Source organism: Microbacterium sp. ABR10 (assembly GCF_057812175.1).
In genome coordinates, this window is the sequence record NZ_CM173821.1 from 2,959,687 (window position 1) to 2,984,396 (window position 24,710).

General features: G+C 69.5%; 19 protein-coding genes and 1 tRNA gene. 11 read left to right on the forward strand and 9 right to left on the reverse strand.

Going from position 1 to position 24,710, the window contains the following annotated elements; genetic code table 11:
• Positions 1-21: 21 nt before the first annotated feature.
• From ACXKZF_RS13795 to ACXKZF_RS13805, 3 genes are all read right to left on the reverse strand, one after another.
• Positions 22-843, reverse strand: a complete 822-nt coding sequence (locus ACXKZF_RS13795) for a carbohydrate ABC transporter permease (RefSeq protein WP_055953213.1) — start codon at positions 841-843, stop codon at positions 22-24.
• Positions 844-959: 116 nt separating this feature from the next.
• Positions 960-1,874: a carbohydrate ABC transporter permease gene (locus ACXKZF_RS13800; RefSeq protein WP_055951190.1), complete on the reverse strand. Its 915-nt coding sequence runs from the start codon at positions 1,872-1,874 to the stop codon at positions 960-962.
• A complete protein-coding gene (locus ACXKZF_RS13805; protein WP_243223552.1) occupies positions 1,871-3,184 on the reverse strand; it encodes an ABC transporter substrate-binding protein in 1,314 nt (437 codons plus the stop codon). The genes ACXKZF_RS13800 and ACXKZF_RS13805 overlap by 4 nt, the downstream gene beginning before the upstream one ends.
• 114 nt (positions 3,185-3,298) lie before the next feature.
• Between ACXKZF_RS13805 and ACXKZF_RS13810 the strand changes: the two genes are divergently transcribed.
• Positions 3,299-4,525 (forward strand): ROK family protein, encoded by a 1,227-nt coding sequence (locus ACXKZF_RS13810; protein ID WP_488984572.1) that lies wholly within the window; start codon positions 3,299-3,301, stop codon positions 4,523-4,525.
• Between the two features lie 139 nt (positions 4,526-4,664).
• Positions 4,665-5,948 (forward strand): alpha-amylase family protein, encoded by a 1,284-nt coding sequence (locus ACXKZF_RS13815; protein ID WP_488984573.1) that lies wholly within the window; start codon positions 4,665-4,667, stop codon positions 5,946-5,948.
• Positions 5,949-5,988: 40 nt separating this feature from the next.
• On the opposite strand, the gene ACXKZF_RS13820 is transcribed toward ACXKZF_RS13815, so the two are convergent.
• Together ACXKZF_RS13820 and ACXKZF_RS13825 are read right to left on the reverse strand one after the other, a co-directional pair.
• Positions 5,989-6,639, reverse strand: a complete 651-nt coding sequence (locus ACXKZF_RS13820) for a response regulator (protein ID WP_488984574.1) — start codon at positions 6,637-6,639, stop codon at positions 5,989-5,991.
• Positions 6,636-8,279: a sensor histidine kinase gene (locus ACXKZF_RS13825; protein ID WP_488984575.1), complete on the reverse strand. Its 1,644-nt coding sequence runs from the start codon at positions 8,277-8,279 to the stop codon at positions 6,636-6,638. The genes ACXKZF_RS13820 and ACXKZF_RS13825 overlap by 4 nt, the downstream gene beginning before the upstream one ends.
• A gap of 168 nt (positions 8,280-8,447) precedes the next feature.
• Here ACXKZF_RS13825 and ACXKZF_RS13830 point away from each other — a divergent pair, with 168 nt between their 5' ends.
• The 3 genes from ACXKZF_RS13830 to ACXKZF_RS13840 all read left to right on the forward strand — a co-directional run bounded on the left by ACXKZF_RS13830 (position 8,448) and on the right by ACXKZF_RS13840 (position 12,033).
• Entirely contained in the window at positions 8,448-9,974 is a 1,527-nt protein-coding gene (locus tag ACXKZF_RS13830) for a CitMHS family transporter (protein ID WP_488984576.1), read from the forward strand.
• 149 nt (positions 9,975-10,123) lie between these two features.
• A complete protein-coding gene (locus ACXKZF_RS13835; RefSeq protein WP_488984577.1) occupies positions 10,124-11,350 on the forward strand; it encodes an acyltransferase family protein in 1,227 nt (408 codons plus the stop codon).
• Between the two features lie 122 nt (positions 11,351-11,472).
• Positions 11,473-12,033, forward strand: coding sequence for a flavin reductase family protein (locus ACXKZF_RS13840; protein WP_055951210.1), 561 nt, complete (start codon positions 11,473-11,475; stop codon positions 12,031-12,033).
• Positions 12,034-12,064: 31 nt separating this feature from the next.
• Here the strand turns inward: ACXKZF_RS13840 and ACXKZF_RS13845 are convergent, their stop codons facing one another.
• Positions 12,065-12,952 carry a DUF808 domain-containing protein gene (locus ACXKZF_RS13845; RefSeq protein WP_488984578.1) on the reverse strand — a complete coding sequence of 296 codons (888 nt, stop codon included), beginning with the start codon at positions 12,950-12,952 and terminating at the stop codon, positions 12,065-12,067.
• A gap of 241 nt (positions 12,953-13,193) precedes the next feature.
• Here ACXKZF_RS13845 and ACXKZF_RS13850 point away from each other — a divergent pair, with 241 nt between their 5' ends.
• Genes ACXKZF_RS13850 through ACXKZF_RS13870 form a run of 5 tightly spaced genes read left to right on the forward strand, consistent with a single transcriptional unit; the run spans position 13,194 to position 16,112 of the window.
• A complete protein-coding gene (locus ACXKZF_RS13850; RefSeq protein ID WP_055951216.1) occupies positions 13,194-13,784 on the forward strand; it encodes a molybdopterin-dependent oxidoreductase in 591 nt (196 codons plus the stop codon).
• A complete protein-coding gene (locus ACXKZF_RS13855) occupies positions 13,781-14,512 on the forward strand; it encodes an FAD-binding oxidoreductase (protein WP_488984579.1) in 732 nt (243 codons plus the stop codon). The genes ACXKZF_RS13850 and ACXKZF_RS13855 overlap by 4 nt, the downstream gene beginning before the upstream one ends.
• Complete coding sequence (locus ACXKZF_RS13860) at positions 14,512-14,772, forward strand: DUF6510 family protein (protein WP_243223561.1); 261 nt, start codon at positions 14,512-14,514, stop codon at positions 14,770-14,772. The genes ACXKZF_RS13855 and ACXKZF_RS13860 overlap by 1 nt, the downstream gene beginning before the upstream one ends.
• A 33-nt stretch (positions 14,773-14,805) precedes the next feature.
• Positions 14,806-15,570 (forward strand): hypothetical protein, encoded by a 765-nt coding sequence (locus tag ACXKZF_RS13865; RefSeq protein ID WP_488984580.1) that lies wholly within the window; start codon positions 14,806-14,808, stop codon positions 15,568-15,570.
• On the forward strand, positions 15,567-16,112 hold the full coding sequence (locus ACXKZF_RS13870; RefSeq protein WP_488984581.1) for a hypothetical protein: 546 nt from the start codon (positions 15,567-15,569) through the stop codon (positions 16,110-16,112). The genes ACXKZF_RS13865 and ACXKZF_RS13870 overlap by 4 nt, the downstream gene beginning before the upstream one ends.
• 386 nt (positions 16,113-16,498) lie before the next feature.
• Here the strand turns inward: ACXKZF_RS13870 and ACXKZF_RS13875 are convergent, their stop codons facing one another.
• The 3 genes from ACXKZF_RS13875 to ACXKZF_RS13885 form a co-directional block, all read right to left on the reverse strand.
• A complete protein-coding gene (locus ACXKZF_RS13875; RefSeq protein WP_488984582.1) occupies positions 16,499-17,881 on the reverse strand; it encodes a hypothetical protein in 1,383 nt (460 codons plus the stop codon).
• Positions 17,882-17,988: 107 nt separating this feature from the next.
• A tRNA-Ser gene (locus ACXKZF_RS13880) sits at positions 17,989-18,077 on the reverse strand.
• Between the two features lie 101 nt (positions 18,078-18,178).
• Positions 18,179-19,468 (reverse strand): LCP family protein, encoded by a 1,290-nt coding sequence (locus ACXKZF_RS13885; RefSeq protein ID WP_488984583.1) that lies wholly within the window; start codon positions 19,466-19,468, stop codon positions 18,179-18,181.
• 296 nt (positions 19,469-19,764) lie between these two features.
• Between ACXKZF_RS13885 and ACXKZF_RS13890 the strand changes: the two genes are divergently transcribed.
• Positions 19,765-24,612, forward strand: coding sequence for a 3-keto-alpha-glucoside-1,2-lyase-like domain-containing protein (locus tag ACXKZF_RS13890; protein ID WP_488984584.1), 4,848 nt, complete (start codon positions 19,765-19,767; stop codon positions 24,610-24,612).
• Positions 24,613-24,710 lie beyond the last annotated feature (98 nt).

Below are 24,710 nucleotides of genomic sequence, written 5' to 3' on the forward strand. Positions count from 1 at the left end.
TCCTTTCGAGGGGATGGTTGCTCAGCCCTTGATGGCGCCCTGCGTGACGCCGGCCATCACCCATCGCTGGGTGAACAGGTAGGCGACGATCGCGGGGGCCATGGCCATGAGGTAGGAGGCGAAGGCGACGTTGTAGTTGTTGCTGAACTGCGTCTGGAAGAGGTTCTGTCGCACCGGAAGGGTCTGCAGAGCCGGGTCGCTGATGATGAGCGAGGGCATCATGAAGTCGTTCCAGGCATAGAGGAACGCGAAGATGCCGACCGTCGCGCTCATCGGAGCCAGCAGCGGGAAGATCAGCTGCCAGAAGGTCTGCCAGGTGGTCGCGCCGTCGATGCGCGCGCTCTCTTCGAGTTCGAGCGGGATCGAGCGCAGGAACGCCGTGAACAGCAGCACGCTGAAGCTCAACTGGAACATGGTGGCGAGGATGATCACGCCCACGGGGTTGTCGAGCCCCACCCGCCCGGTCAGCTGGATCTGCGGCAGGGCCACCACGGGGAACGGGATGAACATGGCCGCGAGCAGGTAGAAGAACGAGTAGCGGAAGAGCTTGCGATCCCAGTTGCGAGCGATGGCATACGAGGCGAAGGCCGCCAGGATGATCGTCGCCACGACCGTTCCGGCCGTGACCAGAAGGGAGATCGCGAGACCCACCGGGAACCTCGTCAGCGTCCACGCCTGGACGAACCCGTCGAAGCTGATCGGAGAGGGGAACGAGAAGGCATTGCCGTCGACGACCTGCGTGCCGCTCTTGAGCGCCATCGAGACGGTGACGTACAGCGGCAGGAGCACCGTGAGGGAGCAGAGCACCAGGATGGTCGTCGTCGACCAGTTGATGCGTTCCATGCCGACGCGACGCACGCGTCGCCGCGAGGGGCCGTCGCCCCGGCCGTTCGTGCCCTGGCGGCCGGGGACGGCGAGTTCTGCCTGCTCGAACGCGAGCGCGGGCTGGTTGAGAGCGGTCATGACAGGGTGTTCCTTCCCCGGGTGAGGGAGAGCTGGAGGAGCGAGATCACGATGGCGACGATGAAGAACAGCGCCGCGTTCGCCATCTGGTAGGCGTAATCGCCGCCGTTGAAGCCGAGGATGATCGACATCGCGACGCTGCGGGTCGCGGTGCCGGGGCCACCGCCGGTGAGGCCCACGATGATGTCGTAGGCGTTCAAGAAGCCCTTGAAGCCCAGGATGATGTTGATGACGACGTACCCGGCCACGAGCGGCAGGGTGATGCGCAGCAGCTGCTGGGTCTTGCTGGCCCCGTCGAGGCCGGCGGCCTCGTACACGTCGCCGGGGACCGACAGCAGCCCCGCGATGTAGATGAGCAGCGTGCCGGGAATCGCCTGCCACGCGGTGACGATGACGATCGCGACCCACGCGAGATCGGGGTTGGCCAGAAGGCTCGTCTCGAGCCACGGGATGCCGAGCGACGCTCCGGCCTCGGGCACCGAGTTGCTGAAGAGGAAGTTGAAGACGTAGGCGATGATGATGCCCGAGATCACCATCGGGATGACGAAGACCGTGCGCAGCGCCTTCTTGAACCGGATCTGGGAGGTGAGGCCCACCGCCAGCAGGAACGCGGCGACGTTGACGACGAGGACCGTCGCCACCGAGAAGCCGAATGTGAACAGATAGGCCTGCAGGATCGCCGGGTCGCTGAAGATCGCGATGTAGTTCGTCAGGCCGGTGAAGTTCCACTCGCCGAGACCGATGGAGTCGGTGAAGCTGAAGAAGATGCCGATGATCCCCGGCACCGTGATCGCCAGGGTGAACAACACGAGCGTCGGCAGCAGGAACAGGTAGTAGATCGGCTCCACGCGGCGGGTGCTGCGACGCGCGGCCGCCTTCCCGCCCGTGACGATCGTGGTGGTGGTGCTCATCGCGCGTCCTCCTCGACGGCTGCGTCGGTGGTCGAGGCCGGCGGCTGGCGGAAGGCGAGCCGCGACCAGTCCTCGTCCATGGTGCGCAGCGTGCTCTCGGGCGAGGCGCCGAAGATCATCGCCTGCGCGTAGTTGAAGGTGGGGATGGTCTTGGGGACGAGCACCGAGGCGCCCTGGTAGATGCGCCCCTCGTCGTAGTAGGGGATCATCCCGGCGACGCGCGGGTCGCTCGGCGAGGGCGCGTCCTTCGTCGGCGCGAAGCCGAGCTGGGACTCGTTGTAGGCCTCGATGATCTCGGGCGTGTACAGGTACTCCAGGAAGTCGCGCGCGGCATCCTTGTGCCGGGAAGCTTCGGGGATGATCGCCGCGAGGTCCATGTTCACGCGCACCGCGAGGTCGTCGGGGTCGTCGGTCATGGGCAGTGGGAAGGTGCCGACGGGGAGGTCGGGCGCGGTCTTCGCGATCTCGCCGAGCGCCCAGGGGCCCTGTAAGTACATCGCCGCCTCACCCTGCGCGAAGGCGAGGTTGCCGTCGCCGTAGGCCCGGCTCTCGGCATCCGGGTTCGTGTAGTCCCGTGCGAGCTCGAGCATGCGGTCCATCGGCTCGGTGAAATCCTTGGCGAACGAGACCTGCGACTCGGGCCCCACCTCGGCGCCCTCTGCGGCGAGGCCGTCGAAGAAGTCGAGCACGTCGAGAGAGCCCCCGACGGAGTAGTCGTACCAGCCCTGGGCCACGGTCCAGTCGTCTTTGAACGTGCCGTAGAACGGCGTGACACCGTTGGCCTTGAGCGTGTCGGAGACCTGGAGCAGCTCGTCGTAGGTCGTCGGAACGGAGAGGCCCAGCTGCTCGAAGATCTGCTTGTTGTAGATCACCGACGCGGCCATCACCGAGTACGGCAGCGCGCTCGTGCGCCCCTCGCACGAGCCGTACTGATCGAGCAGCGGCTGCAGGTCCTCGCGCACGGTGCCCGCCGCCTCGGTGCCGCTGAGGTCGCTCAGTGCGCAGCGCTGCACGAAGCGGGCGACTTCGTAGTTGTAGTTCGCCAGCATGATGTCGGGCGGATTGCCGCGCACGAAGCTCGCCGAGACCACGTCGACACCCGAGCTGTCCATCTCGACGCGCACGCGGTCCTGCGACGCGTTGTACTCGGCGACGACGTCGTTCATGAACGACAGCGCCTCACGCTTGCTGAAGGTGAACCGGATGGTCTCGCGTCCATCGGTCGAGCACCCGGCGAGCATCGCCGCCCCGAGCACCCCCACGGTGGTCGCCGCGACCCATCGTCGCCTCGCCCTGATCTTCGTCGACACCTTCTGCCTCCTCCGCCGCACTGCGAATATGTTGTATCAGCCAGTAAATCTACTCGCCAAATCAATGTCGTGCAGGCAGTATTGCATCGGAAGCGAAAGGGGTCAAGAGTGACGATGGATGCCACCACGACGACGCCGTCGCTGCGCCGCCACAACCTCGACACGGTGCTCGGCCACGCCTGGGACGCCGAGGCGTTCACCGCCAGCGACGTGATCGCCGCCGTAGGCCTGACCCGGTCGACGGCGATCGATGTGCTCGACGAGCTATCCGCCCGCGGACTCCTCGCCGAGATGCCGAACGCCCGCGCGGTCGGCGAGTACTCCAAGGGCCGCCCGGCTCGCCGCTTCGCCTTCCGCCCGGAAGCCGGGGTCGTGGTCGGCGTCGACGCCGGTCGCGGACACCTCTCCGCGTCGGTGGCCGACCTGCGTGGCCGCACCCTCGGCACCTCGCGACTGACCGTCGACCCCGAGCTCGACGCCCCCGACAGGCGCCGGCGGGCAGCGGAAGCAACGGTGGACGCCGCCCTCACCCGCGCACGACGCACGCGCGGCGAAATCGTCGCCCTGTGCGTCGGGGTGCCCGCCCCCGTGAACAGGGCGGGCCGGTCGCCGGTGCACCACGACGGGTTCTGGGCCCGAATGAACCCGGACTTCGTCGACACCTTCGCCGCCTGGGCGCCGTTGGTGCGCGTCGAGAACGACGCCACCCTCGCCGCCGTCGCCGAGCGTTCGCACGGTGCCGCCGTGGGCTGCGACGACTTCGTCGCGCTGCTGGCCGGGGAACGATTCGGCGCCGGAATCAGCGTCGACGGTCGTCTGCTCCGCGGCACGCACGGCGGAGCCGGCGAGACGGTCGCCTTCGACCGCGTGGAGGGTGTCGGCAGCGCCTGGGGACTCGCACCGCGGTGCGTCGACGCGGCGCGCGCCGCCCTGGCATCCGGTTCGCTGCCGTCAGACAGTGCGCTTCGCGACGTCGACCCGGAGTCCATCGAAGCCAAGACCGTGCTGGATCTGGCAGCCGCGGGCGACGCCGGAGCCCTCGCGGTCGCACGCGAGGTCGGTGGGGCGCTCGCGGGGGTCGCGGCGGTGTTCGGCAGCCTGTTCGACGTGGAGCGCGTCGTGGTGTCGGGCGCGATCGCCGCCGGTGCAGGACCGATCATCGCGGCCGCGATCGACGCGATCCCCGACTCGTTGCACCTCCCGCCGCCGACGATCGTCGCCTCGACGCTCGGGGCCGACATCGTCTCGATCGGGGCGGTGGCCGCCGCGGTCGAAGCCGCGCGCACCCGCGCGCTGGATCTCGCCGCTTTCGCTCTGCCGGAGGACCGGGCGCGGGCGTGAGGGTCCCGCCGTGCGACGTGTCGGGATGACGCCGCGCTTCGGGCCGCGGTGACGGGGACGCAACCCCGGCGGGGCGAAGAGACGACGCCGATAGCGTCGAACCGATCCGGCACCCCTACCGCCGCCCGAAGGAGCACGCATGACCGACTGGCCCGAACACGTCATCTGGTGGCACGTCTACCCGCTGGGCTTCGTCGGAGCGCCGATCCGCGACGGCGTCGATCCGGATGCCGAGCCCGTGCACCGTCTCGAACGCCTCGAGCCGTGGCTCGACCACGTCATCTCGCTCGGGCTCAACGGTCTGCTGCTCGGGCCCGTCTTCGCCTCCGAGACCCACGGCTACGACACCGTCGACCACTTCCGCATCGACCCGCGTCTGGGCGACGACGGGGACTTCGCGCGGCTGGTCGCCGCGGCGCGGGAGCGCGGCATCCGGATCCTGCTCGACGGCGTCTTCAACCACGTGGGGCGGGGGCATCCGGCGTTCGACGCGCTCACCGAGGACGGGCCGCACCTGTTCCGGGGACGATGGACCGACGGGCGGTTCGAGGCCGACGTGTTCGAGGGTCACGACGCCCTCGTCGCGCTCGATCACTCCTCTCCCGCCGCGGTCGACCTCGTCGTCGACGTAATGTGCCACTGGCTCGACCGCGGGATCGACGGATGGCGGTTGGATGCCGCGTACGCGGTGCCGTCGTCGTTCTGGGCCGAGGTGCTGCCGAGGGTACGCGAGCGCTTCCCCGACGCGTGGTTCCTCGGCGAGGTGATCCATGGGGACGCGGTCGAGATCGTCCGCACGTCGAGCATGGACTCCCTCACGCAGTACGAGCTGTGGCAGGGCATCTGGCATGGCCTGAGCGACCGCAACCTCTTCGAATTGAGCCACGCCATCGAGCGACACGACGCGCTGCTCGCGACATTCGTGCCGCAGACCTTCGTCGGCAACCACGACGTCACCCGCATCGCCTCGGCAGTGGGCGTCGACCTCGTGCCGCACGCTCTCGCGGTGCTGTTCGCCGTGGCCGGTACACCCTCGGTGTACGCCGGCGACGAGTTCGGCTGGACGGGTGTCAAGGAGGAGCGACTGGGCGGTGATGACGCCGTGCGACCGGCCTTCCCCGCCCACCCCGGCGAGATCAAGCCCGATCAACGCATCCTGCAGGCCCACCAGGCGCTGATCGCTCTGCGGCGGCGGAAGCCCTGGCTCTGGCGCGCACACACCGACGTCATCGAGGTGTCGAACACCGCGGTCTCGCTGCGCACGGCGGTGGGCGACGACGCGGTGGTGGTGGCGTTGAACATCGGCGAGAAGCCCGTGTCGCTGCCTGTCGCCGACGGGCGGGGGCTGGTGGCCGGGGAGGGCGCACCGGTCGACGGGCGGATCGAGCTGGGCCCGCGCGGGTGGGCGGTGCTGGAAGCCTGAACTTCGGCGGACAGAGACGACGGCGCGGGGACAGGATGGCTCAGGCGCCGGCGCGGAAGCGGTGCTCGGGGCGCCCGGTCGCGCCGTACCGCAGACTCACCTGCACCAGGCCCCGCTCCGCCAGCGTCGTCAGGTGACGCTGCGCGGTCGCACGCGAGACGCCGGTACGCTCGGCCACCTCTGACGCCGAAGCCTCTTCGGCGCCGAGCGCCGCCAGCACCGTCTGCTCGGTCGCCGAGCGGGCCAGCGAGGGCCCTTCGCGCTCCCCGCGCATGACGGACGCCGCCCGGTCGATGTCGTCCTGCGTCAGGGGCCGAGTACTGGCGAGGAGGTTGCGATAGCGGGCGTAGCGGTCGAGCCGCTCCGCGAGCACGCGCGTGTCGAAGGGCTTCACGAGGTAGGCGAGGGCGCCGGCGGTGAAGGCGCGGCGGACGGTCGCGGCATCCGTCGCCGCCGACAGCACGAAGGCGTCGACGCCCGCCGAGCGCACGAGTTCCACCCCGTCACCGTCGGGCAGGTACACGTCGGCGAGCAGAAGGTCGGGGCTGTGCGTGGAGAGGGCTGTGCGGGCCTCGCCGATCGTGCGCGCGGGCTCGAGCGCGACGAAACCCGGGCGGGTCGCCACGGCGTCGCGGTGGAGCCCGGCGACGCGGAAGTCATCATCGACGACGAGCACACGGATGTCGGTCATTCGGCGTCTTCCTCTCTCGATGCGGGGCCGTGATCGGTGCCGCGCAAAACCCCCGGGAGGCGCGCGGCCACGACGGCCCCACGTCCGTCGCCGCCGGGGTCGACGATCCACACGTCTCCGCCGCGGCGTCGCGCGAACTCGCGCGAGAGGGGCAGGCCGATACCGAGGCCGTGCACCGCGGCGGGATCGTCGGAGCGGTCGCGAGCGGCGAAGACGGCATCGACGTCGGCGATCCCCCCACCGGTGTCGGCCACGGTCAGCACGACGGCGTCACCGTCACCGAGTACCGCCACTTCGACCTCGCGCGGCTCGGGAGCGGATGCCGTGGCGGCGACGGCGTTGTCGACGAGGTTGCCGAGAACGGCCACCACGTCTTCGACGTCGTCGACGGTGCCGCGGAGGAACGTGTCGTCGGAGATGCGCAGAGCCACTCCGCGCTCACGGGCGGCGAGCGCCTTGGCTCCCACGAACGACTGGAGCATGGCGTCGCCGACGAGCTCGATGCCGGGCACCGCCCAGTCGACCGAGCCGCGATCGACGAGGTCGGCGAGGAAGGCGCGGGCCTCGTCTGCGCGGGCGGCGTCGAGGAGTCCGACCGCGGCGTGGAGGCGATTGGCGTTCTCGTGGCGCTGCACCCGCAGCGCGTCGCCCATCGCCCGCACGCTGTCGAGCCTGCCCGACAGCGCGGCCACGTCCGTGCGGTCGCGCAGCACCGCCACGCGGCCGAGCGCGCGAGAACCCCGGCGCACCGGGCGGACGTCGATGAAGACCACGCGGTCGCCCACGGGCAGCCCCGTACTCGCCCCCGCTCCGGCCAGCGCCGCGGCGACGACCGGCGCGAGAGCGAGGTCGGCGAGGGGTCGGCCGACGGCGTCCGTGATTCCGAGCAGACGCTCGGCGGCGGCGGTGCATACGCGCACGACCCCCGCGTCGTCGACAGCGAGGACCCCCTCGTCGGCGCTCTCGAGCACGGCGGTCTGGGTCTGCACGAGGGCGGCGAGCTCCTCGGGCTGCACGCCGAGCGTGAGCCGCTCGAGACGGCGACGCATCAGCAACGCGACGAGCGCACCGATGGCGACGGCGAGCAGCACCGCGACGGCGATACCGGCGATCAGGGTGGGCAGGTCGTCGAAGACGCTCGCCCGCTCGAAGCCGACGCTCACCTCGCCCACCGGAGCACCGCCGTCGGGCGGGTAGACGGGAACCTTCGCCCGGGCCGACTCCCCCAGCGTCCCGACCTCCCACGTCACGACCTCCCGGCCCGCGAGCGCGTCGGCGAAGCTCGTACTGACGACCTGGCCGAGGCGATCGGGATCCGGATGGGCGAGACGGATGCCGTGATCGTCGGTGATGACCACGAACAGGCCCTCCGTGCGGTCGGTGACGTCGGCGGCGTATCGCTGGAGCACGCCGTCACGCAGGGTCGTGGCATCCGGGGTCCCGGGGTCGGCGGAGAACTCGGAGACGAGGTCGCGCACCTGGGGCGACTCCGCGACGGATCTCGCGATGTTCAGGGCCGACGAGTCGGCCTCGGCCTTGAGCTGCTGCACCCCGAGCCCGGCGAAGACGGCGGTGCACACGGCGACGACGGCGACCTGGGTGGCGACCTGCACGACCAGCATCCGCGTGGCGAACCGCATGGCGCACCTCTCCTTCGAACGGGATGACCCGTGCGCGAAATGCGCAGAACTCACGGTACGCGCAAAACCCCGCGCAATGCGAGCAAGCGCGCGCCGAGAGGGTCCGCATCCGTAGTGTCACCGCATCGAGAGCGCGAGAGCCGCGCCCGTCCCGACGAAGGAGTCGCGATGACCCCCCTGATCCTTGCGGCTGAAACGGCCGAGTACCCGGTGGCCTACACGCCCGCCGACGGGGTGCTCGTGGCCCTCGGCTTCCTCATGGTCCTGTCGTTCATGGCCCTGATCATGACGCGGCGCATGACCCCCATGGTCGCCCTCATCGTCGTCCCGACGGTCTTCGGCCTCATCGCCGGCGCGGGCTTCGGCCTCGGCGACATGGTGATCGACGCGATCGGCAAGATGGCGCCGACCGCCGCGCTGCTGCTCTTCGCGATCATGTACTTCGGCATCATGATCGACGTCGGCCTGTTCGACCCGCTTATCCGCGTGATCACGCGCTTCCTCGGCGACGACCCGGCGAAGATCGTGCTGGGTACCGCGATCCTCGCCGGCGCCGTGTCGCTCGACGGCGACGGCTCAACCACCTTCATCATCACCACCTCGGCCATGCTGCCGCTGTACCTGCGCCTGGGCATGAGCCCTGTCGTGCTCACCTGCGTCGCGGGCCTGATGAACGGCACGCTCAACATCGTGCCGTGGGGCGGCCCGACCATCCGCGCCGCGACAGCGCTGGGACTGCAGCCCACCGATGTGTTCGTGCCGATGATCCCCTCGCTTCTCGCCGGCCTGATCGTCGCGCTCACCTTCGCCTGGTTCCTGGGGCTCTCCGAGCGAAAGCGCCTGGCAGGGTCCGTCGACACCTCGAAGTTCGGCACCCCCGGTGTCTTCGGTCGCCTCGGCGGACCGGCCCTCGTGCGTGGCGCGGAGCCCAAGCCCGGCGCCGTGGCATCGCTGCGCACCGGCAACGTCGTGACGGTCCGTGGCGGTCGCGACGCCGTCGCCGCCCCGCAGCTCGTGGACGTCGCCGACACCGCGATGGCCGACACGATGCTCGACCCCAACCGCGCGACGCTGCGCCCGAAGCTCATCTGGTTCAACCTGGCGCTCACCGTCGCGGTCATGGTGCTGCTGGTGATGGACATCTTCCCGCTGGCGTTCGTCTTCATGGTCGGTGCGGCCCTCGCCCTCATCGTGAACTTCCCGAAGCTGCGCGGCCAGGCCGACGAGATCGTCGCCCACGCCCCCAGCATCGTCGGCGTCGTGTCGATGGTGCTCGCCGCCGGAGTCCTCGTCGGCGTGCTCAACGGCACCGGCATGGTCACCGCGATGGCCGCGTGGATCACCGACGTCATCCCGTCGTCGATGGGCCCGTTCCTCGCCGTCATCACCGGCGTGCTGTCGATCCCGTTCACGTTCTTCATGTCGAACGACGCGTTCTACTTCGGCATCCTGCCGGTGCTCGCCGAGAGCGCCGCGAACTACGGCATCGCTCCGGTCGAGATGGCCCGCGCCTCGATCACCGGCCAGCCCGTCCATCTGCAGAGCCCGCTGGTCCCGGCGATCCTGCTGCTCGTCTCGCTCGCCGGCGTCAACCTCGGCGACCACCACAAGAAGGTGCTGTGGCGCGCCACGGTCGTCTCGCTCGTCATGCTCGCCGTCGGCGTGCTGGTGGGGGCTGTGCCACTGCTGCGCTGAGCCCGTCGGAGAAGGGCCCGGATGCCACGGCATCCGGGTCCTTCTCGTTCGATGTGAGCAGGAAGACCCGCGCGGCCACCTGCGCGTTACACGTCCGTGACGCCGAGTCCCTATGCTGACGCCGGGGAAACAGCCAGGGGGAAGAACACATGAACAGCGACGCCACGAAGACCGAGCCGCCGTCGACCGCAGGATCGCGCAGGATCGAGGGCCTTGACGGTCTCCGCGGCGTCGCCGCGATGGTGGTCGTCCTTCTGCACTCGCTGCTGCTGTCGGACTCCTTCGTCACCCCCTTCGCCGACCCGCGCCCCACGACCTCGCCCGGCGAGGCGATGTGGTGGCTGACCCACACGCCTCTCCACCTGCCGTGGGAAGGGTCGGTCGCGGTCTTCGTGTTCTTCGTGCTGAGCGGCTTCGTGCTCTGCCTTCCCGCCCGCCACACGCGGATGAACTGGCGCGCCTACTACCCGAGTCGCCTCGTGCGGCTCTACATCCCCGTCTGGGCCTCGGTGGGCGTGGCGTTGATCTGGATCTACGCGCTCCCCGACCTCGTGGAGGGAAGCCGGTTCCTCCAGATCCACATGGATCCGGTGCCGCTCGGCATCCTGCGTGATCTGATCCTCATCGTCCCGGCGCAGCCCGGGATGACGAACACCGTGCTGTGGTCGCTGAAGTGGGAGATCATCTTCTCGCTCCTGCTGCCGCTGTTCATCCTGTTCGCCGCCAAGTGGCGCCGCGGCATTGCTCTGAAGGTCGCGTTCGTTCTGGCGCTGCTGGTCGTCGGTGCGTACGAGGGACCGATCGAGCGCCCCTACGCGCTCGGCGTCCTCTTCCAGCTGCCCATCTTCGCGCTCGGCTGCCTCATCGCCTTCGAATGGGACCGGCTGACGGCGCTCCGCGACCGGCTGCGGAACCCCACGCCGGTCTTCGCTTGGCTGGGCGTGCTGACCGTTCTGTTGATCACCAGCTACTGGATGGTGTTCGCGCTCCCGCTCATCGAGGGCGTCCTCGACCTCGTCGCACCGGCGACCCGCGTGCTGCAGGTGCTCGGGGCCGCACTCCTCGTCATCCTCGTCATCCTCTCGCCGGGCCTGGGCGCCGCCCTCAGCGTGCGCCCGCTGCGCTGGTTGGGCACGCGGTCGTTCAGCCTCTACCTCGTGCACGAGCCGATGATCGTGGCGTTCGGTCGACTGCTGCCCGAGTCCATCAACCCCCTGTTCCTCTCGCCGATCGTGATCGTCGTCGCGCTCGGGTTGGCGGAGGTCTTCTTCCGCCTCGTCGAACGGCCCAGCCACCACCTCGCGCGACGGGTTGCCCGTCGGTTCGGGTCGCCCAAGACACCCCGGCCGAAGGTCGCCGAGGTCGAGTCGGCCTGATCCGGGCCGTCGCCCCGCGCCCGCGGATCGATCCGCACCCCGACACCCCGCAGCAGGAGCCGCGTTTCATCGTGTTGCGCCATCCCGCGCTGTTTCGCCCGGGAGCGCCTACCGTCGTAGGTATGAGCTCGCTTGCACACGGGACCCCCGACAGCACTCCCGCCATCGGCACGTCGGTGTCGGCCGACGACTTCAAGCGCGCGTTCCGGGGTCACCCGGGCGGGATCGCGGTCATCACCGCGTACGGCGAGAACGGCCCCGTGGCCCTCACCGCCTCGTCGGTGTCGTCGGTGAGCGCCGATCCGCCGCTGCTCATCTTCTCGGTGTCGGCGCTGTCGTCGGCGACACCGACGATCATCGCGGCCGACACGATCGTCGTGCACCTGCTCGACGCCGAGGACATCTCGCTCGCCCGTGCGGGGGCGACCAGCGGCCTCGACCGCTTCGCCGACACCTCCGCGTGGTCGCGCCTGGCCACCGGCGAGCCGGTCTACCACGGTGTGCGCGCGTGGTTGCGGTGCAAGGTCGTCAGCCGCATGGATGCCGGCGGCTCCACCGTCATCGCCGCTCAAGCCCTGCAGGTCGACGTCGAACGCGACCTCGAGCCCGGCGAGGCCGGCGCTGCCCTGGTGTACTACAACCGCAGCTGGCACCGCCTCGGCGAGCACTCGCTGCTCGACTGACTCGAGCGTGCGCGAGGCGCCGGCACCGCAGTCAGTGGGCGGCGGGAGCGCCCCGGCGGGTCAGGCGCGAGATACCCATCACCACGCCCACGATGATGAGCCCCAGCGCCAGGCCGAAGACGGCGGAGATAGCCGTCTCGACGATCCAGACCACGACCGGTCCCGCCGCTTCGATGGCGTGAGTGACCACGTGCACGAGGTCGTACGGGCCCGACCAGAACGTCTCGGCGAGGTTCTGCAGCACGAGGTGCCCGCCGACCCACAGCATGGCGACCGTCCCGACGATGCTGATCACGCGGAACACCGCGGGCATGGATGCCACGATGCGCACGCCGAAACGGCGGACCTTGCGCGACGGGCTCTTCATCAGGCGCAGACCCATGTCGTCGAGCTTGACCAGCAGCGCCACCGCGCCATAGACGACGACCGTCATCGCGAGGCCGATGACCAGTAGCGCGCCCAGCGTCATCCAGATCCCGAAGTCGGGATCGAGGCTGGACAACGCGATCAGCATGATCTCGGTGCTGAGGATGAGGTCGGTGCGGACCGCGCCCAGCACGAGCTTCTTCTCATCGCGCGAGCCGTCGTCGTGCGTGCCGTGGTGCACGCCGAACCACTCGAGAACCTTCTCGGCTCCCTCGAAGCAGAGGAAGCCGCCACCGATGATCAACAGATACGGCAGCACCCACGGCGCGAAGGCCGTCAGCAGCAGCGCGATCGGGATGATGATGACGAACTTGTTGACGATGCTGCCGAGGGCGATCTTCCACACCACCGGCAGCTCGCGAGCAGGCGTGAGCCCCTGCACGTATTGAGGGGTGACAGCGGCATCGTCGATGACCACACCCGCGGTCTTGGCGCTGGCCTTGAGGGCCGCGCTGAGGATGTCATCGACGACGGCGAGCAGACCGACCGACATATGCGCTTCTCCCGGGGGTGAGGGATGCGGCGCGTGCACGCCGCGGGACAACGCTAGTGGGTCCTCGGCCGGGCCGCGGCGGGTGGGAGCCTCGGCGAGGGGAGGAGATCCGGCCGGCGGAGTAAGGATCCCGACCCATTCGTCCTCCGCCGCACGGATCTCCTCCGCTCGTCGGCCCCTGTTCCGCCCCCGGACGGATGGCTAAGGTGAATCCACGCATCGACCCCGGCGAAGGGATGCCATGTCGTTCATCACCCGCGGCTTCGGAGGCCGCCGCCGCGAGCGCGATCCGCGACTTCCTCCCGGGCAGAGCCTGGTGACCGACTGGCCCGTGCTGTCCGCCGGCCCCACCCCCACCGTCGCACCCGACACGTGGGAGTTCGCCGTCGGCACCGAGAACGGCGTGCACCGGTGGGATCGTGCGCAGCTGGAGGCTCTCGGGGTGGAGGACGTCACCGTCGACATCCACTGCGTCACGCACTGGACGAAGCTCGACATGCCCTGGCGCGGGGTGTCGCTGGACCGCATCTTCGCGGAGGTCGAGACGGCCCACCGCTTCGCGATGGTGCACTCCTTCGGCGGCTACACCACCAACCTGGCCCTCGACGACCTGCTCGGCGGCAAGAGCTGGATCGCCTTCGAGGCCGACGGCGAACCGCTCAGCGCCGAGCACGGCGGCCCCGCCCGCCTGCTCGTGCCGCACCTCTACTTCTGGAAGAGCGCCAAGTGGGTGCAGGGGCTCATCACGATGCCCACCGACAAGCCCGGGTTCTGGGAGCAGAACGGCTACCACCCGCGCGGCGACCCGTGGCGTGAGGAACGGTACGGGTGAGCCGCCGCCCGGCATCCTGGCACGTCGCGTCGGTCGTGCGCGTGCGTGCCGAGACGTCCACGGCCCGGCGCATCGAGCTCGACGTGCCCACCTGGCCGGGCAACGATGCGGGGTCCCACCTCGACGTCCGCCTCACCGCACCCGACGGCTACCAGGCGAGCCGCTCCTACTCGGTGGCCTCGTCGGGTGAGGGCACCCGTGTCGTGCTCGCGGTCGACGAAGTGCCCGACGGCGAGGTCTCGCCGTTCCTCGTCCACGACCTGCGCGAGGGCGATCGCCTCGAAGTGCACGGCCCCCTCGGGGCGTTCTTCGTCTGGACGCCGTCGGACGACCCCGCTCCCGTGCAGCTCATCGCCGGCGGTTCCGGGGTCGTGCCGTTGTACGCGATGGCGGCCGCGCACTCCGAGAGCAACGATCCGGCACCGTTCCGGCTGCTGTACTCGGTGCGCTCCCCCGGCGACGTGTTCTTCGGCGACGAGTTGCGGGCGCTCGACGGCGATCGCCTGCACCTCGACGTCGTCTACACCCGCGCCGCCCCGCCGGGTTCGACCACCGCCCCCGGACGACTGACAGCCGAGAGCCTGCGCGCCGCTGTCCTCCCCGCCGACCGCGAGCCCCGGGTGTTCGTGTGCGGTCCGACCCCGTTCGTCGAGGCGGTCTCGCAGTGGTTGCTCGCCGCCGGTCACACCGCGGCGCGCATTCGCACGGAGAGGTTCGGAGGTTCCTGATGACCCTGCTCGACGGAAACGCCCTGGCCGGACGACTCGACGACCTCCTCGGGTGGGATGCCACGGCATCCGAGGTCCGCTGCACGCACTGCGGCCTGCGGGACCTGCTCGCGACGGCCGCGGTCTACGCCTCCGCGATGGGGACGGTGGTGCGCTGCCGCACCTGCGACGCGGTCCTGCTCACCGTCGTCGACGCCCCCGACGGACGCTCGTGGCTCGGGATGCCGGGGCTCACTGCGCTGGAGATGCGGCGGCGCTGACGCGAAGCCCGGCGCCCCCTCTACACTGTGGCCGTGAGCGCCCCTCCCCCGGATGACGCCGCCGGCCGTCGCGATCGGTCGACGCGCGCGGCGCGCACCCGCATGCTGGCGGTCGCCGACCGCGTACCGACGGGGTGGTTCGCCGGCATCCTCACGGCGCTGTTCCTCACCGTCACGGCCGCATTCGGCGGCCTGTCGGCGGTGGCCGTCCCACCCGTTCCTGACATCGCGGCGGGCACGGAGCACCGAAACGACCAGATCGCCCTCACCGTGGAACGGGCCGTGCTCATCGACGAACTGCCCGGTTCGGGGACGTCGGTGTCGGACGGGGAGCGGGTGCTGGCGCTCGTGGTGAGCGTTGAGAACGTGTGGGACCGCGCACTCCCGGCCTCGGGCGATGCCGGCGTGGACGCCGCGGTGAGCGTGGACGAGCTCGGCGGTGTCCGGGCGAACTCGGTCGCCCGGCTCGACGATGCCACCCTCACGCCGTATCTGCAGCCGGGCGTCCCGGCGGAACTCGTGCTGACGTGGGCGGTCGATCCCGCGACCTTCGCCGCGGGCGACGTGCTGCACGTGGGCCTCCTCGACTTCACCCTGTACACGGGCCAGCTCATCACGTACGGCGAGTCCTGGATCGACCCGGTGATCGGCGCCCGCACGACGGTCGAGATCAGTGACGTGGGGGCCGGGGCGGACTCGGCCTCCGATTCCGACGCCGACTCCGGCTCGGGATCCCACTCCGGCTCGGGCTCGGGCTCGGGCTCGGGCTCGGGCTCGGGCGAGGAGGCGCCCGGATGAGGCCGTGGGCGGTATGGGCGGTCGGCGCGGGGCTCGTGGCCCTCGCGTGGGGAGTCGTGCAGATCACCCCCGGCGAGGATGCGGCGACGGAGCCGTTCGTGGTGCGGACCGCGGTGGGCGAAAGCGCGGTGGCACGGGCGTTCGAGGTCTCGGTGACCGATCCGAGAATGGGTAGTCGCGCCGTAGCGGGCTCGTGGTCCGCCGATGGCACGTGGCTGGTCGTCGACGTCACCGTCACCGCTCGGGACGACGAGAGGGGGGCACTCCTGCACCACGCGGAGCTGATCGTGGACGGTGTCGCCTACCGGGCGAGCGAGCGGCCCGCGTCGATCTACAGGCAACAGTTGGCCGTCGGCATCCCCCGTTCGGGCAGCCTCGCGTTCGAACTGCCCGCCGCCGTCGCCGACCGCACGGGGTCGCTCACGCTGGGCCTCAGCGATGAGACGAGACTTGACTCGCTCGTGGAGGTTCCGATCGACCTCGGCGCGCTGGCACGAGAAACCGACGTCGAACTGAGCCCTACCGGATGGACGACGCCGTGACCGCGCTGTGGTGGCGGCGCAACGCCATCGCGCTGGCGGCGGTCGCCGTGCTTCTGCCGACCACCGCGGTCGTCGTCGGTGGCAACGAGTGGTGGAACGCGAATCAGGCCGATCCGGCCTTTCCCACGACGGTCGGCCCCGATACGACCATCGAGTTCGGCGGCGCGACCTGGGGTCCCGCGCGCTGGGGCACCGTTGCGGCGGATACCGCGTCCGACGCCCCCGCGGGTGCCCGCGCGGTCGTGATCGAGGTGCCCGTCGATCCCCGCGGGACGATCTTGTCGTGCGGCTCTCCGATGCTGCGCGAGACCGGCGGCGAGAACCGACGATGGATCAACGCCCTGGCCGACGTCGACTGGAGCTACGACGCCCAGAGCTCATGCCCGTCAGACGAGGCCGTGCCCTTCACGATCGAAGTCCCCTACCTCGTCCCCGACGACGCCACCGGACCGTTCGATCTCGAGCTCGCGCTCACCGACCAGCTTCCGGGCTACCTCGTCCTCCGCCTTCCCTGACGGTCCCGGAGTGCCGCCCGACGGCTGACCGGATGACACGACGGGCGCTCCGATCAACGCTCCGATCGTGGCGTCGTAGGCGCCGGCCACGAGCACGGTCCGGAGGGGCTCGATGACGAGCGGCGCGAGCATCAGGGGAAGCGGGCCGAGAACGAGCCAGAACGTGTCGAAATCGTTCGGACCCACAGCCCGCGTGATCGCGATACGCAACCACCCTTCTCCGAGGAGGAGGAGAGCGTACAAGAGCACATACCCCCCGATGAGGATCGGCCCGCTCCGCCACATCAGGACGATCGCCCGCCAGATCGGCCGGAGACGGCTGCCCAGGCCCGCCCCGATGTCGTTCAGCCGTCGCCGCAGGCGCTGGGGCACGACTCCGTAACGGGTGCGGGCGCGGGTCACCAGCTCACCGCGCCATTGCACACCCTGCGGCGACACCGCCTGCCCGTATATCACGCCGGCGACGGTGAGCCACGCCAAGGGCACGAGCAGGATCGTTCCGGCCTGCCCCCCGAGCCAGAGCACGGCGTCCCACACCCAGCCCAGCGGTGCGAACCAGCCGCCGACCCACTCCCGGGCGTCGGCGAGCCAGGCGATCGCCTGACGGCTGTCGATCCAGCCGGTCACCTGTCCGAGCGCCTCGCCGATGAAGTACGCCGCGAGGAACACCCACAGCGCCTCGAGGTAGGTCGCGGGAACCGAGGTCCACGACGGGAGCGACGCCTGCCACCGCTTCCACGCTCCCCGCCCTGCCAGCGCGAGGATCACCACCGCGATGGTCCAGGGTTCCCACGACAACTGGTCGACAGCCCCCGATGTGTCGACGGTCGCTCCGGTGACGATCGCCATGACGTCACGGCCGATCTTCACGCTGAGCGCGGCGTCGAGGTAGGCCGCGACGTCTTCGCGCAGGAACCCGAGCGCGGCGTAGACCGCCATGAACGGCAGGATCGCCGACAGCAGCGCGTCGCGGAACGCCCCGCGACGGCTGATGCGGTCCGCCGGCGGTGGAGCGAGCACGCCGAGGCGCGGCATCCCGTCTCGGAGCACGAGGAACATCGCCACGACGCTGACGATCTTCGCGAGGATCGCGAGCGGCAGCAGAAGGATGCCACCGATAGCCGTGTATCCGCCGACGAATCCTGCGACCTCGAGGCCGACGTACCGGCCGAGCGTGCCGGCGAGATACCAGGCGAGAAGCGCGGGCCAGTGCGCGACGATCAGCCGCCCCGTCATCGAGATCACCGCACGCACCCCCTCACCGTAGCGGCGCGTCAGCGAAGCGTCCACGGCGGGAAGGCCGTCATCCGGAAAGCAGAAAACCCGCGGAAATCCGCGGGTCTCGAGCCAGTGCTTATATGCGGAGACGGAGGGATTTGAACCCTCGGTCCCCGTGAGGGGACTCCACCTTAGCAGGGTGGTGCACTAGGCCGAACTATGCGACGTCTCCAGGTGATCGACGCCTCGCGGCTCGAACACACCCGTCCATACTAACCGGTCGCCGCCCGGCATCCGAACCATGATCCGGATGCCGGGTGGCGCGGGCGCGGATCACTCGCGGACGTTGCCGTTGGAGCAGGTCGCCTGCGCCGCGGTCTGACCGGCGATGCCGTCGGGCAGCACGATCGCCTCGGAACTCGGAACCGGGGTGGGCGAGGGGCTGTCGGCGGGCTCGGGGCTCGCAGTGTCGGCCGGTGCGGGCGTCTCGGCGGGCACCGGGGCGGCGTTCTCGTCGACCACGACGCCGTCGCCGTCGCTGAGGTTGCCCGACAACTCGAGCGGCTGGTTCGCGGCGAGCGCCGCCCACAGCGTGTCGGCGTCGTCGTAGTCGGGGACCACGCGGTTGGCGTCGTACGGGTCGGTGTAGGTCGGGTACTGAATGAAGACGATGTCACTGAACGGCACGTCCTTCACCGCCGAGGCGATCTGCACCAGCGTCAGCGGGTTCGTCAACGACGTCGACGGGTCGACGTTGCGCAGCGCCGTCGAGGCGAGCTTGTAGAGGGTCGCGGGGTTCGACAGCACCTCCTGGCTCTTCAGCTTGTTCGCCAGACGCGACATGTACTGCTGCTGGTTCGAGATGCGCCCCAGGTCGCCGCCGTCGCCGACGCCGTGGCGGGTGCGGAGGAACTGCAGGGCGTCGAGGCCCTTCACCTGGCGCATGCCGGCGGGCCAGTCGATGCCGGTGTAGGGGTCTTGGATGCCGTTGGCGATGCAGACGTCGACGCCGCCGATGGCATCCGTGATGTTGATGACGCCGCCGAAGCTCACCTTCGCGGCGAAGGGGATCTCGAGGCCGCTGAGCTCCGAGACGGTCGCGGCGACGCACGACAGACCGCCGTAGAGGTAGGCGCTGTTGATCTGCTGCTTGCTCATCGCCGAGTTGACGTTGCCGTCCTGGTCGGTGCAGGACGGGATCGGGACCATGAGGTCGCGCGGGAACGAGATCACCGTGACGCGGCGCGGGGCGTCGGAGATGTGCACGAGCATGTTGACGTCGTTGAGGGTGCCCTCGGCGTCATCACCCGTGCAGCGGTCGCCGAACAGCTGGGCGAAGTCGGGTTCGCACTCGTCGGTGCCGACGAGCAGCAGGTTGACCCCGCCCTTCAGCTCGCCGAGGTCGGGCGGCACGGCGGGCTGACCCTTGAGGTCGACGGCGTCGGCGGTGAAGCTTCGGGTGAGGTCGACCGCCGCATACGCGAAGACGGCGCCGCCCGAGACGAGGAGCACGGCGAGCACGATGGCGAGTCCGCGGAAGAGTTGGGCGAAGGGGCCCGGCGACGACAGTCGCCCGTGGCGGGCCGCGGTGCGTTGACCGCGCGGTGTGGTCGTCTTGCTCACTCGTGTCCTTCCGAGACGGATGCCACCGGCCCGGCAGCACGTCGACCTCGGCGGGGCCGCAGGTCGCAGTAATACTAGGGACGCACGGCTGTGAATGGCGTGAAGGCCGGCGGGCCGATCCGCGGTCCGGGTCGAGCGGGTCTCGGCGGTCGCCGACGGTCGCGATGAGCACCGATCGACTGTTCGTATGAGTTCGATACTGCTCGACCGTGTTCGTTTGTCTACCGGATAGCGCTCACCTGTGGTCTGCTACCGACGACCCCCGAATGGGCTTCCTTCAACGACGAGGACCTCCAATGACGAAAGCGTCATCCGCCCGGTTCGCCTGCGCCCTCACCGCCGCCGCAGCGGTGGTGATGGGATCGCTCATCGCACCCCCCACCAGCGCCGTCGCCGCGGGCGCCGACCCGGTTTCCGTGACCATCGACGGTGCCGACGTCGCCGCGGCGGCACAGAACCGCAACGGCCTCACGTTCAAAGGCTTCGGTGTCCTGACCGCGAACTCGACCAGCGCCCTGCTGCTGGACTACAAGGCGCAGCACCCCGAGAAGTACTGGGAGATGATCGAGACGCTGTTCGGTGGTGATCACCCCATTATGAACACAGTCAAGATCGAGATGGGCAACGACAGGAACACCTCCACGGGCCCGAACCCCGCGACGATGCGCTCCAGGGACGAATACCCCAACGTCCTGCGCGAGCCCGGGTTCCAGCTCGCGGCAGACGCGAAGCTGGTCGCCCACGGCGACGTGCACGTCAGCATCCTCCGTTGGCAGCGCCCGACGTGGGTGACGAACCATCAAGAGCAATACGTCTGGTTCAAGAACACCGTCCTCGCCGCCTACCGCGAGTTCGGCTTCATGATCGATTCCATCAATCCGGACACCAACGAGACCACCAACCCGGAGATCCAGCTGTACAAGGACTTCTCGGGATGGCTGCGCAACGACACCACCGGGTTCCAGGGGGCGGGCTCGACCGACCCGAACAACGGTTTCGCCTCGGAGGAGGAGCGCGAGCTGTACACGGCCATCGAGACCGTCGCCGCCGACACCGTCGGCACCCCTCCCGTCTCGTTCGGGAACGCGATGACCGCCCCGGCGGATTCGTCGCTCCGTGACGCCGTGGACGTGGTCGGCTTCCACTACTCCAGCGCCGATGACAGCGCGGGCAACATGAAGAAGGTGGCCGAGCAGCTGGACAAGGAGGTCTGGAACTCGGAGGGGCAGTCGACGTTCTCCAACTCGGCGGACCGCCCGAACAACAGCAACAGCGACGAGCAGGGCGGAGTCGGCACGCAGTTCGGCGGGACGAACAGTGCCCTCGAGATGGGCAACTGGGTGACCACCGGGTTCACCGCATCTCGCCGCACACTGAACATCTTCCAGCCCGTGATCGGGTCCTTCTACGACGGCTTCCAGTACTCCTCCAAGGAGTTGGTCAACGCCCGCGAGCCGTGGTCGGGATGGATGTACTACGACGGCGGCCTGTCGGTCATCGAGCACTTCACCCAGTTCGCCACGCTCGGATGGGAGAACGACGACAACACCGCGGGTGTCTGGCGTGCCATCCCGAAGGCCTCCGGCAGTGAGCTGGGAACCGGCAACCCGCCGAGCGGCGCACGAGCGGGAGGGGCGTCGTACACCACCCTCGCCTCTCCGGACGCGTCGGACTTCTCGACCGTCATCATCAACGACAGCAAATTCACCAAGACGTACCGGATCACCGCGAAGGACCTCGACCTCGGTGCGGACAAGACCGCCGAGGTGTGGGAGACACGCGCAGCCGACACCGGCGACGCGTACGACGCCAACTACCTGATCCCGGTCACCGAGCTGCAGCCCGACGGAACGTCGACCTACACGGTGGAGGTGAAGCCCTTCTCCGCCGCAACGCTCACCACCCTGGACCACGCCACGACCACGAGCAGCGGATCCGTCGTGGCGAAGGACGGGTACGGCAGCTCCCTCCCGTCCAGCCCCGAGTACACCGACCCCGACGGTGGTCGAGATGTGCTCGACACCGACGCGAGCGGCGTGACCAACGGCGTCACGAACGACGACGTCCTGTACGCCGACGATTTCGAGTACACCGAACAGGGCACCATCAAGAGCTACGACCCCGGCTCGGGCCAACTCCTCGACACGGGTGAGAGCTTCCTGGAGAGCCGAGGAGCACGCCCCCAGCCGGAGGGTACGCCCGCCACCCAGCCGGAGGACCTGGGGGTGACCCCGCGCTACACGAACGACACGAACGGTGCGTTCGAGTCCGTCGTGACGACCGATCCCGCGCACCGCCGAGTCCTTCGTCAGCAGGTCGGTCCCGGCATGAACGGCGGCGCGTGGAACGGCGGCGACCCGAAAACGACCATCGGCGACGCGCGGTGGGCCAACTACACCGTCTCGACGGATGTCCTGTTCGAGGCCGGCGGCACCCCGTACGCCACGGTGGGCGCACGTCAGCAGGGTGGCACCGCCAACGGTCAGAACGTCTCGGCTGCCGAGTTGCGAGTGGACTCGACGGGAGCGTGGACGTTCATGCGGTTCGGCACGACCCTCGCCAGCGGTACGGTCGCCAACAGCGCCGCCGTCGCGTTCAGGCCGGGCACCGGCTCGTGGAACAACATCTCCGTGAAGGTGGCGGGATCGGTGTACACGGCATCCGTGAACGGGGTCGAGGTCTCCACCTTCACCGATACCGCGCCGCAGTCGGCCGGTCGGATCCAGTTGGGTTCGAGCTTCACCTTCGTCCAGTTCGACAACCTCAAAGTGGAGACCGTCCCCGGCTACACGCCTTACTACAGCTCGATCATCGACGGCATGCACCAGACCAGCTGGGACGACACCTCGGTCCCCGTGCTCGATTTCGACGCGAACTGGAGCCACGTCAACGGGCAAGGCATGTTCGAGTGGCAGCGCACCGCATCCAAGAGCACCGCCAGGGGCGCCACGATGTCGTACGCCTTCAGCGGCACGGGACTGGACATCATCGGCACCAACCCCGGCTCCGCAACGCTGAACGTGACCGTCGACGGCGTCCCCGTCGCCGCCGCCGCACCCACGTGGTCGGCGGGAAGCGAGCGCACGACCTTCCAGCTCCGCGGGCTCCGCAACGGCGCACACACCGTCGCGCTCTCCACGGCGAACGACAACTCCCTCAACGTCGATGCCGTCGGCGTGATCCAGGCGACAGCCGCCTCGGGGAAGGTCGACACCGCCGCGCTGGCGAAAGCCGTCGACTCCGTCGACGACGCGGTGGAGGCCGAGTACACGCCCGAGTCGTGGGCGCTCTTCTCGGCGGCTCTGACAGACGCCCGCGCCGCTGTCGCCGACCCCGTCGCCTTCGGCCTCGACGCGGAGGGGGCTTCGGCCATCGCGGCGCGCCTGATCGCCGCCGGCGACCAGCTCACGCCGAAAGACGTGAGCCCCGACGTCCTCGATCTCGGCGCCCTGAGCATCACCTCGAAAGACCGGGCCCTCCCGAAGACGGTGAAGATGAACGGCGCCGATGTGCCGGTCACGTGGACGCAGGGATCGCTGGCCAGCGCCGCGGGAACGGCTGAGCTGGGGAGCTTCGTCGCCACCGGGCGTTCCACGCAGAAGGTCGACTCCGGTGTCTATCAGCGGATCACCGCACGCGTTCTGGTCGTTCCGGCCGACCTGGAGTACTTCATCGACTCCGGCTCGAGCGGTGCCGCCGCGGGCTCGGCATACGCCGCGGTCGCGGGTCGTGATGATCTGCGCAACGACAGCGCCGACCAGAAGTGGGATGGCAAGACCGCCGGCAAGACGTGGGGCTACGCCACGGCAGCAACCGCACTCGGCGCCGGGACTCCCCAGGATTGGGCATCGTCGTGGGTGGGGGCGGACTTCAACAAGCCCGTCACTTACTACCTGACACTTCCCGCCGGCTCTTACAACATCGGTGCGGTCCAGGCACCACGGGCCGGACTGACGACCAACATCTACGCCAAGGTCACCGCCGGGTCGTCCTCGACCACGAAATCCGCCGTCTCGCAGGGCGCGGCGACGACCGTCTCGCACTCCATCACCGTCGACGTCGACACCGTCGTCGCGGTGGAGTTCGGCACGACAGGCACCTCCGGCTACAACGCTCGCCTGGCCCTGCTCTTCGTGCAGAGCGTCCCGCGCGATGTGGGTATGCAGGGTGCGCTCGGGGTGAACGACGCCCTGCCCACGTCGGTCGAGATCGCCGGATCGCAGAAGGCGGTGCAATGGGATGCCGTGTCCGCCGAGCAGCCGCGGAGCGAGTACTCGAAGCTCGTCCTGTCCGGACGCCTCTCCGACGGCGGCCAGAGGGTCGTCGCCTCCTACGAGATCGTCCCGACCGGCCTGGTCTACTACATCGACTCGGGTACCGGCGGAGCTGACTCCCCGCAGTACACGGCGGTGAAGAAGTCGGTGCCCGGCGTGATCAACGACAAGGTCGACCAGGTCTCGACCGCACCCACCCAGTGGGGCTACGTCGCCGACGGGATGAAGGTGAAAGGCAGCACGGACGTCAATGACAAGTTCTCGACGGGGCTCTACCAGGACACGACGAAACTGACGTACCGACTGCCCCTCGAGGCGGGCACCTACGCACTGACCGGAGGTTTCACCGAGTGGTGGGGCCTGAACCGCACGATGAACCACACCGTGTCCGCGCAGGGCGTCGAGCTGGCGAAGGGGAACGTCCCCCTGTCGGCGACGAGCACGCCGTTGTCCTCGACGCTCACTTTCACCCTCGACGAGGCCGCGACGGTGGAGTACGTCGTGACCAACGAAGGTGCCGGGGGCGAGAAGCCCGTCATCTCGTGGCTCGCCGTCGCCGACGTGACCCCGCCCGAGCCCGAGCTGGACGTCGCCGTGACCATGAGCACCCGGTGCGTCGCGGGGAAGGTCCTCGTCACGGCCACGGCCGCCAACGACGAGTCCGTCCCGGCAGCCGTGACGGTGACCACTCCCTGGGGCAAGAAGGACTTCGGTTCCCTCGACCCCGGCAAGAAGGCATCGGCCGCGTTCAGCACGCGCGTCGCGTCCATCCCCGCGCAGGCGGTGACGATGACCGCCAGCGCGGAGATCGACGGCCAGAAAGTGCAGCTCGCGAAGGAGATCGATGTAGCGGCGACGACCTGCCGCTGAGGACGAGTCCCACCCGAGAAGAGCATCGAGGCCCTGCCGGCATCGTGGGCAGGGCCTCGATGCACCCGAACCGGCGAGCAGGGTGTTCGCACCGATCG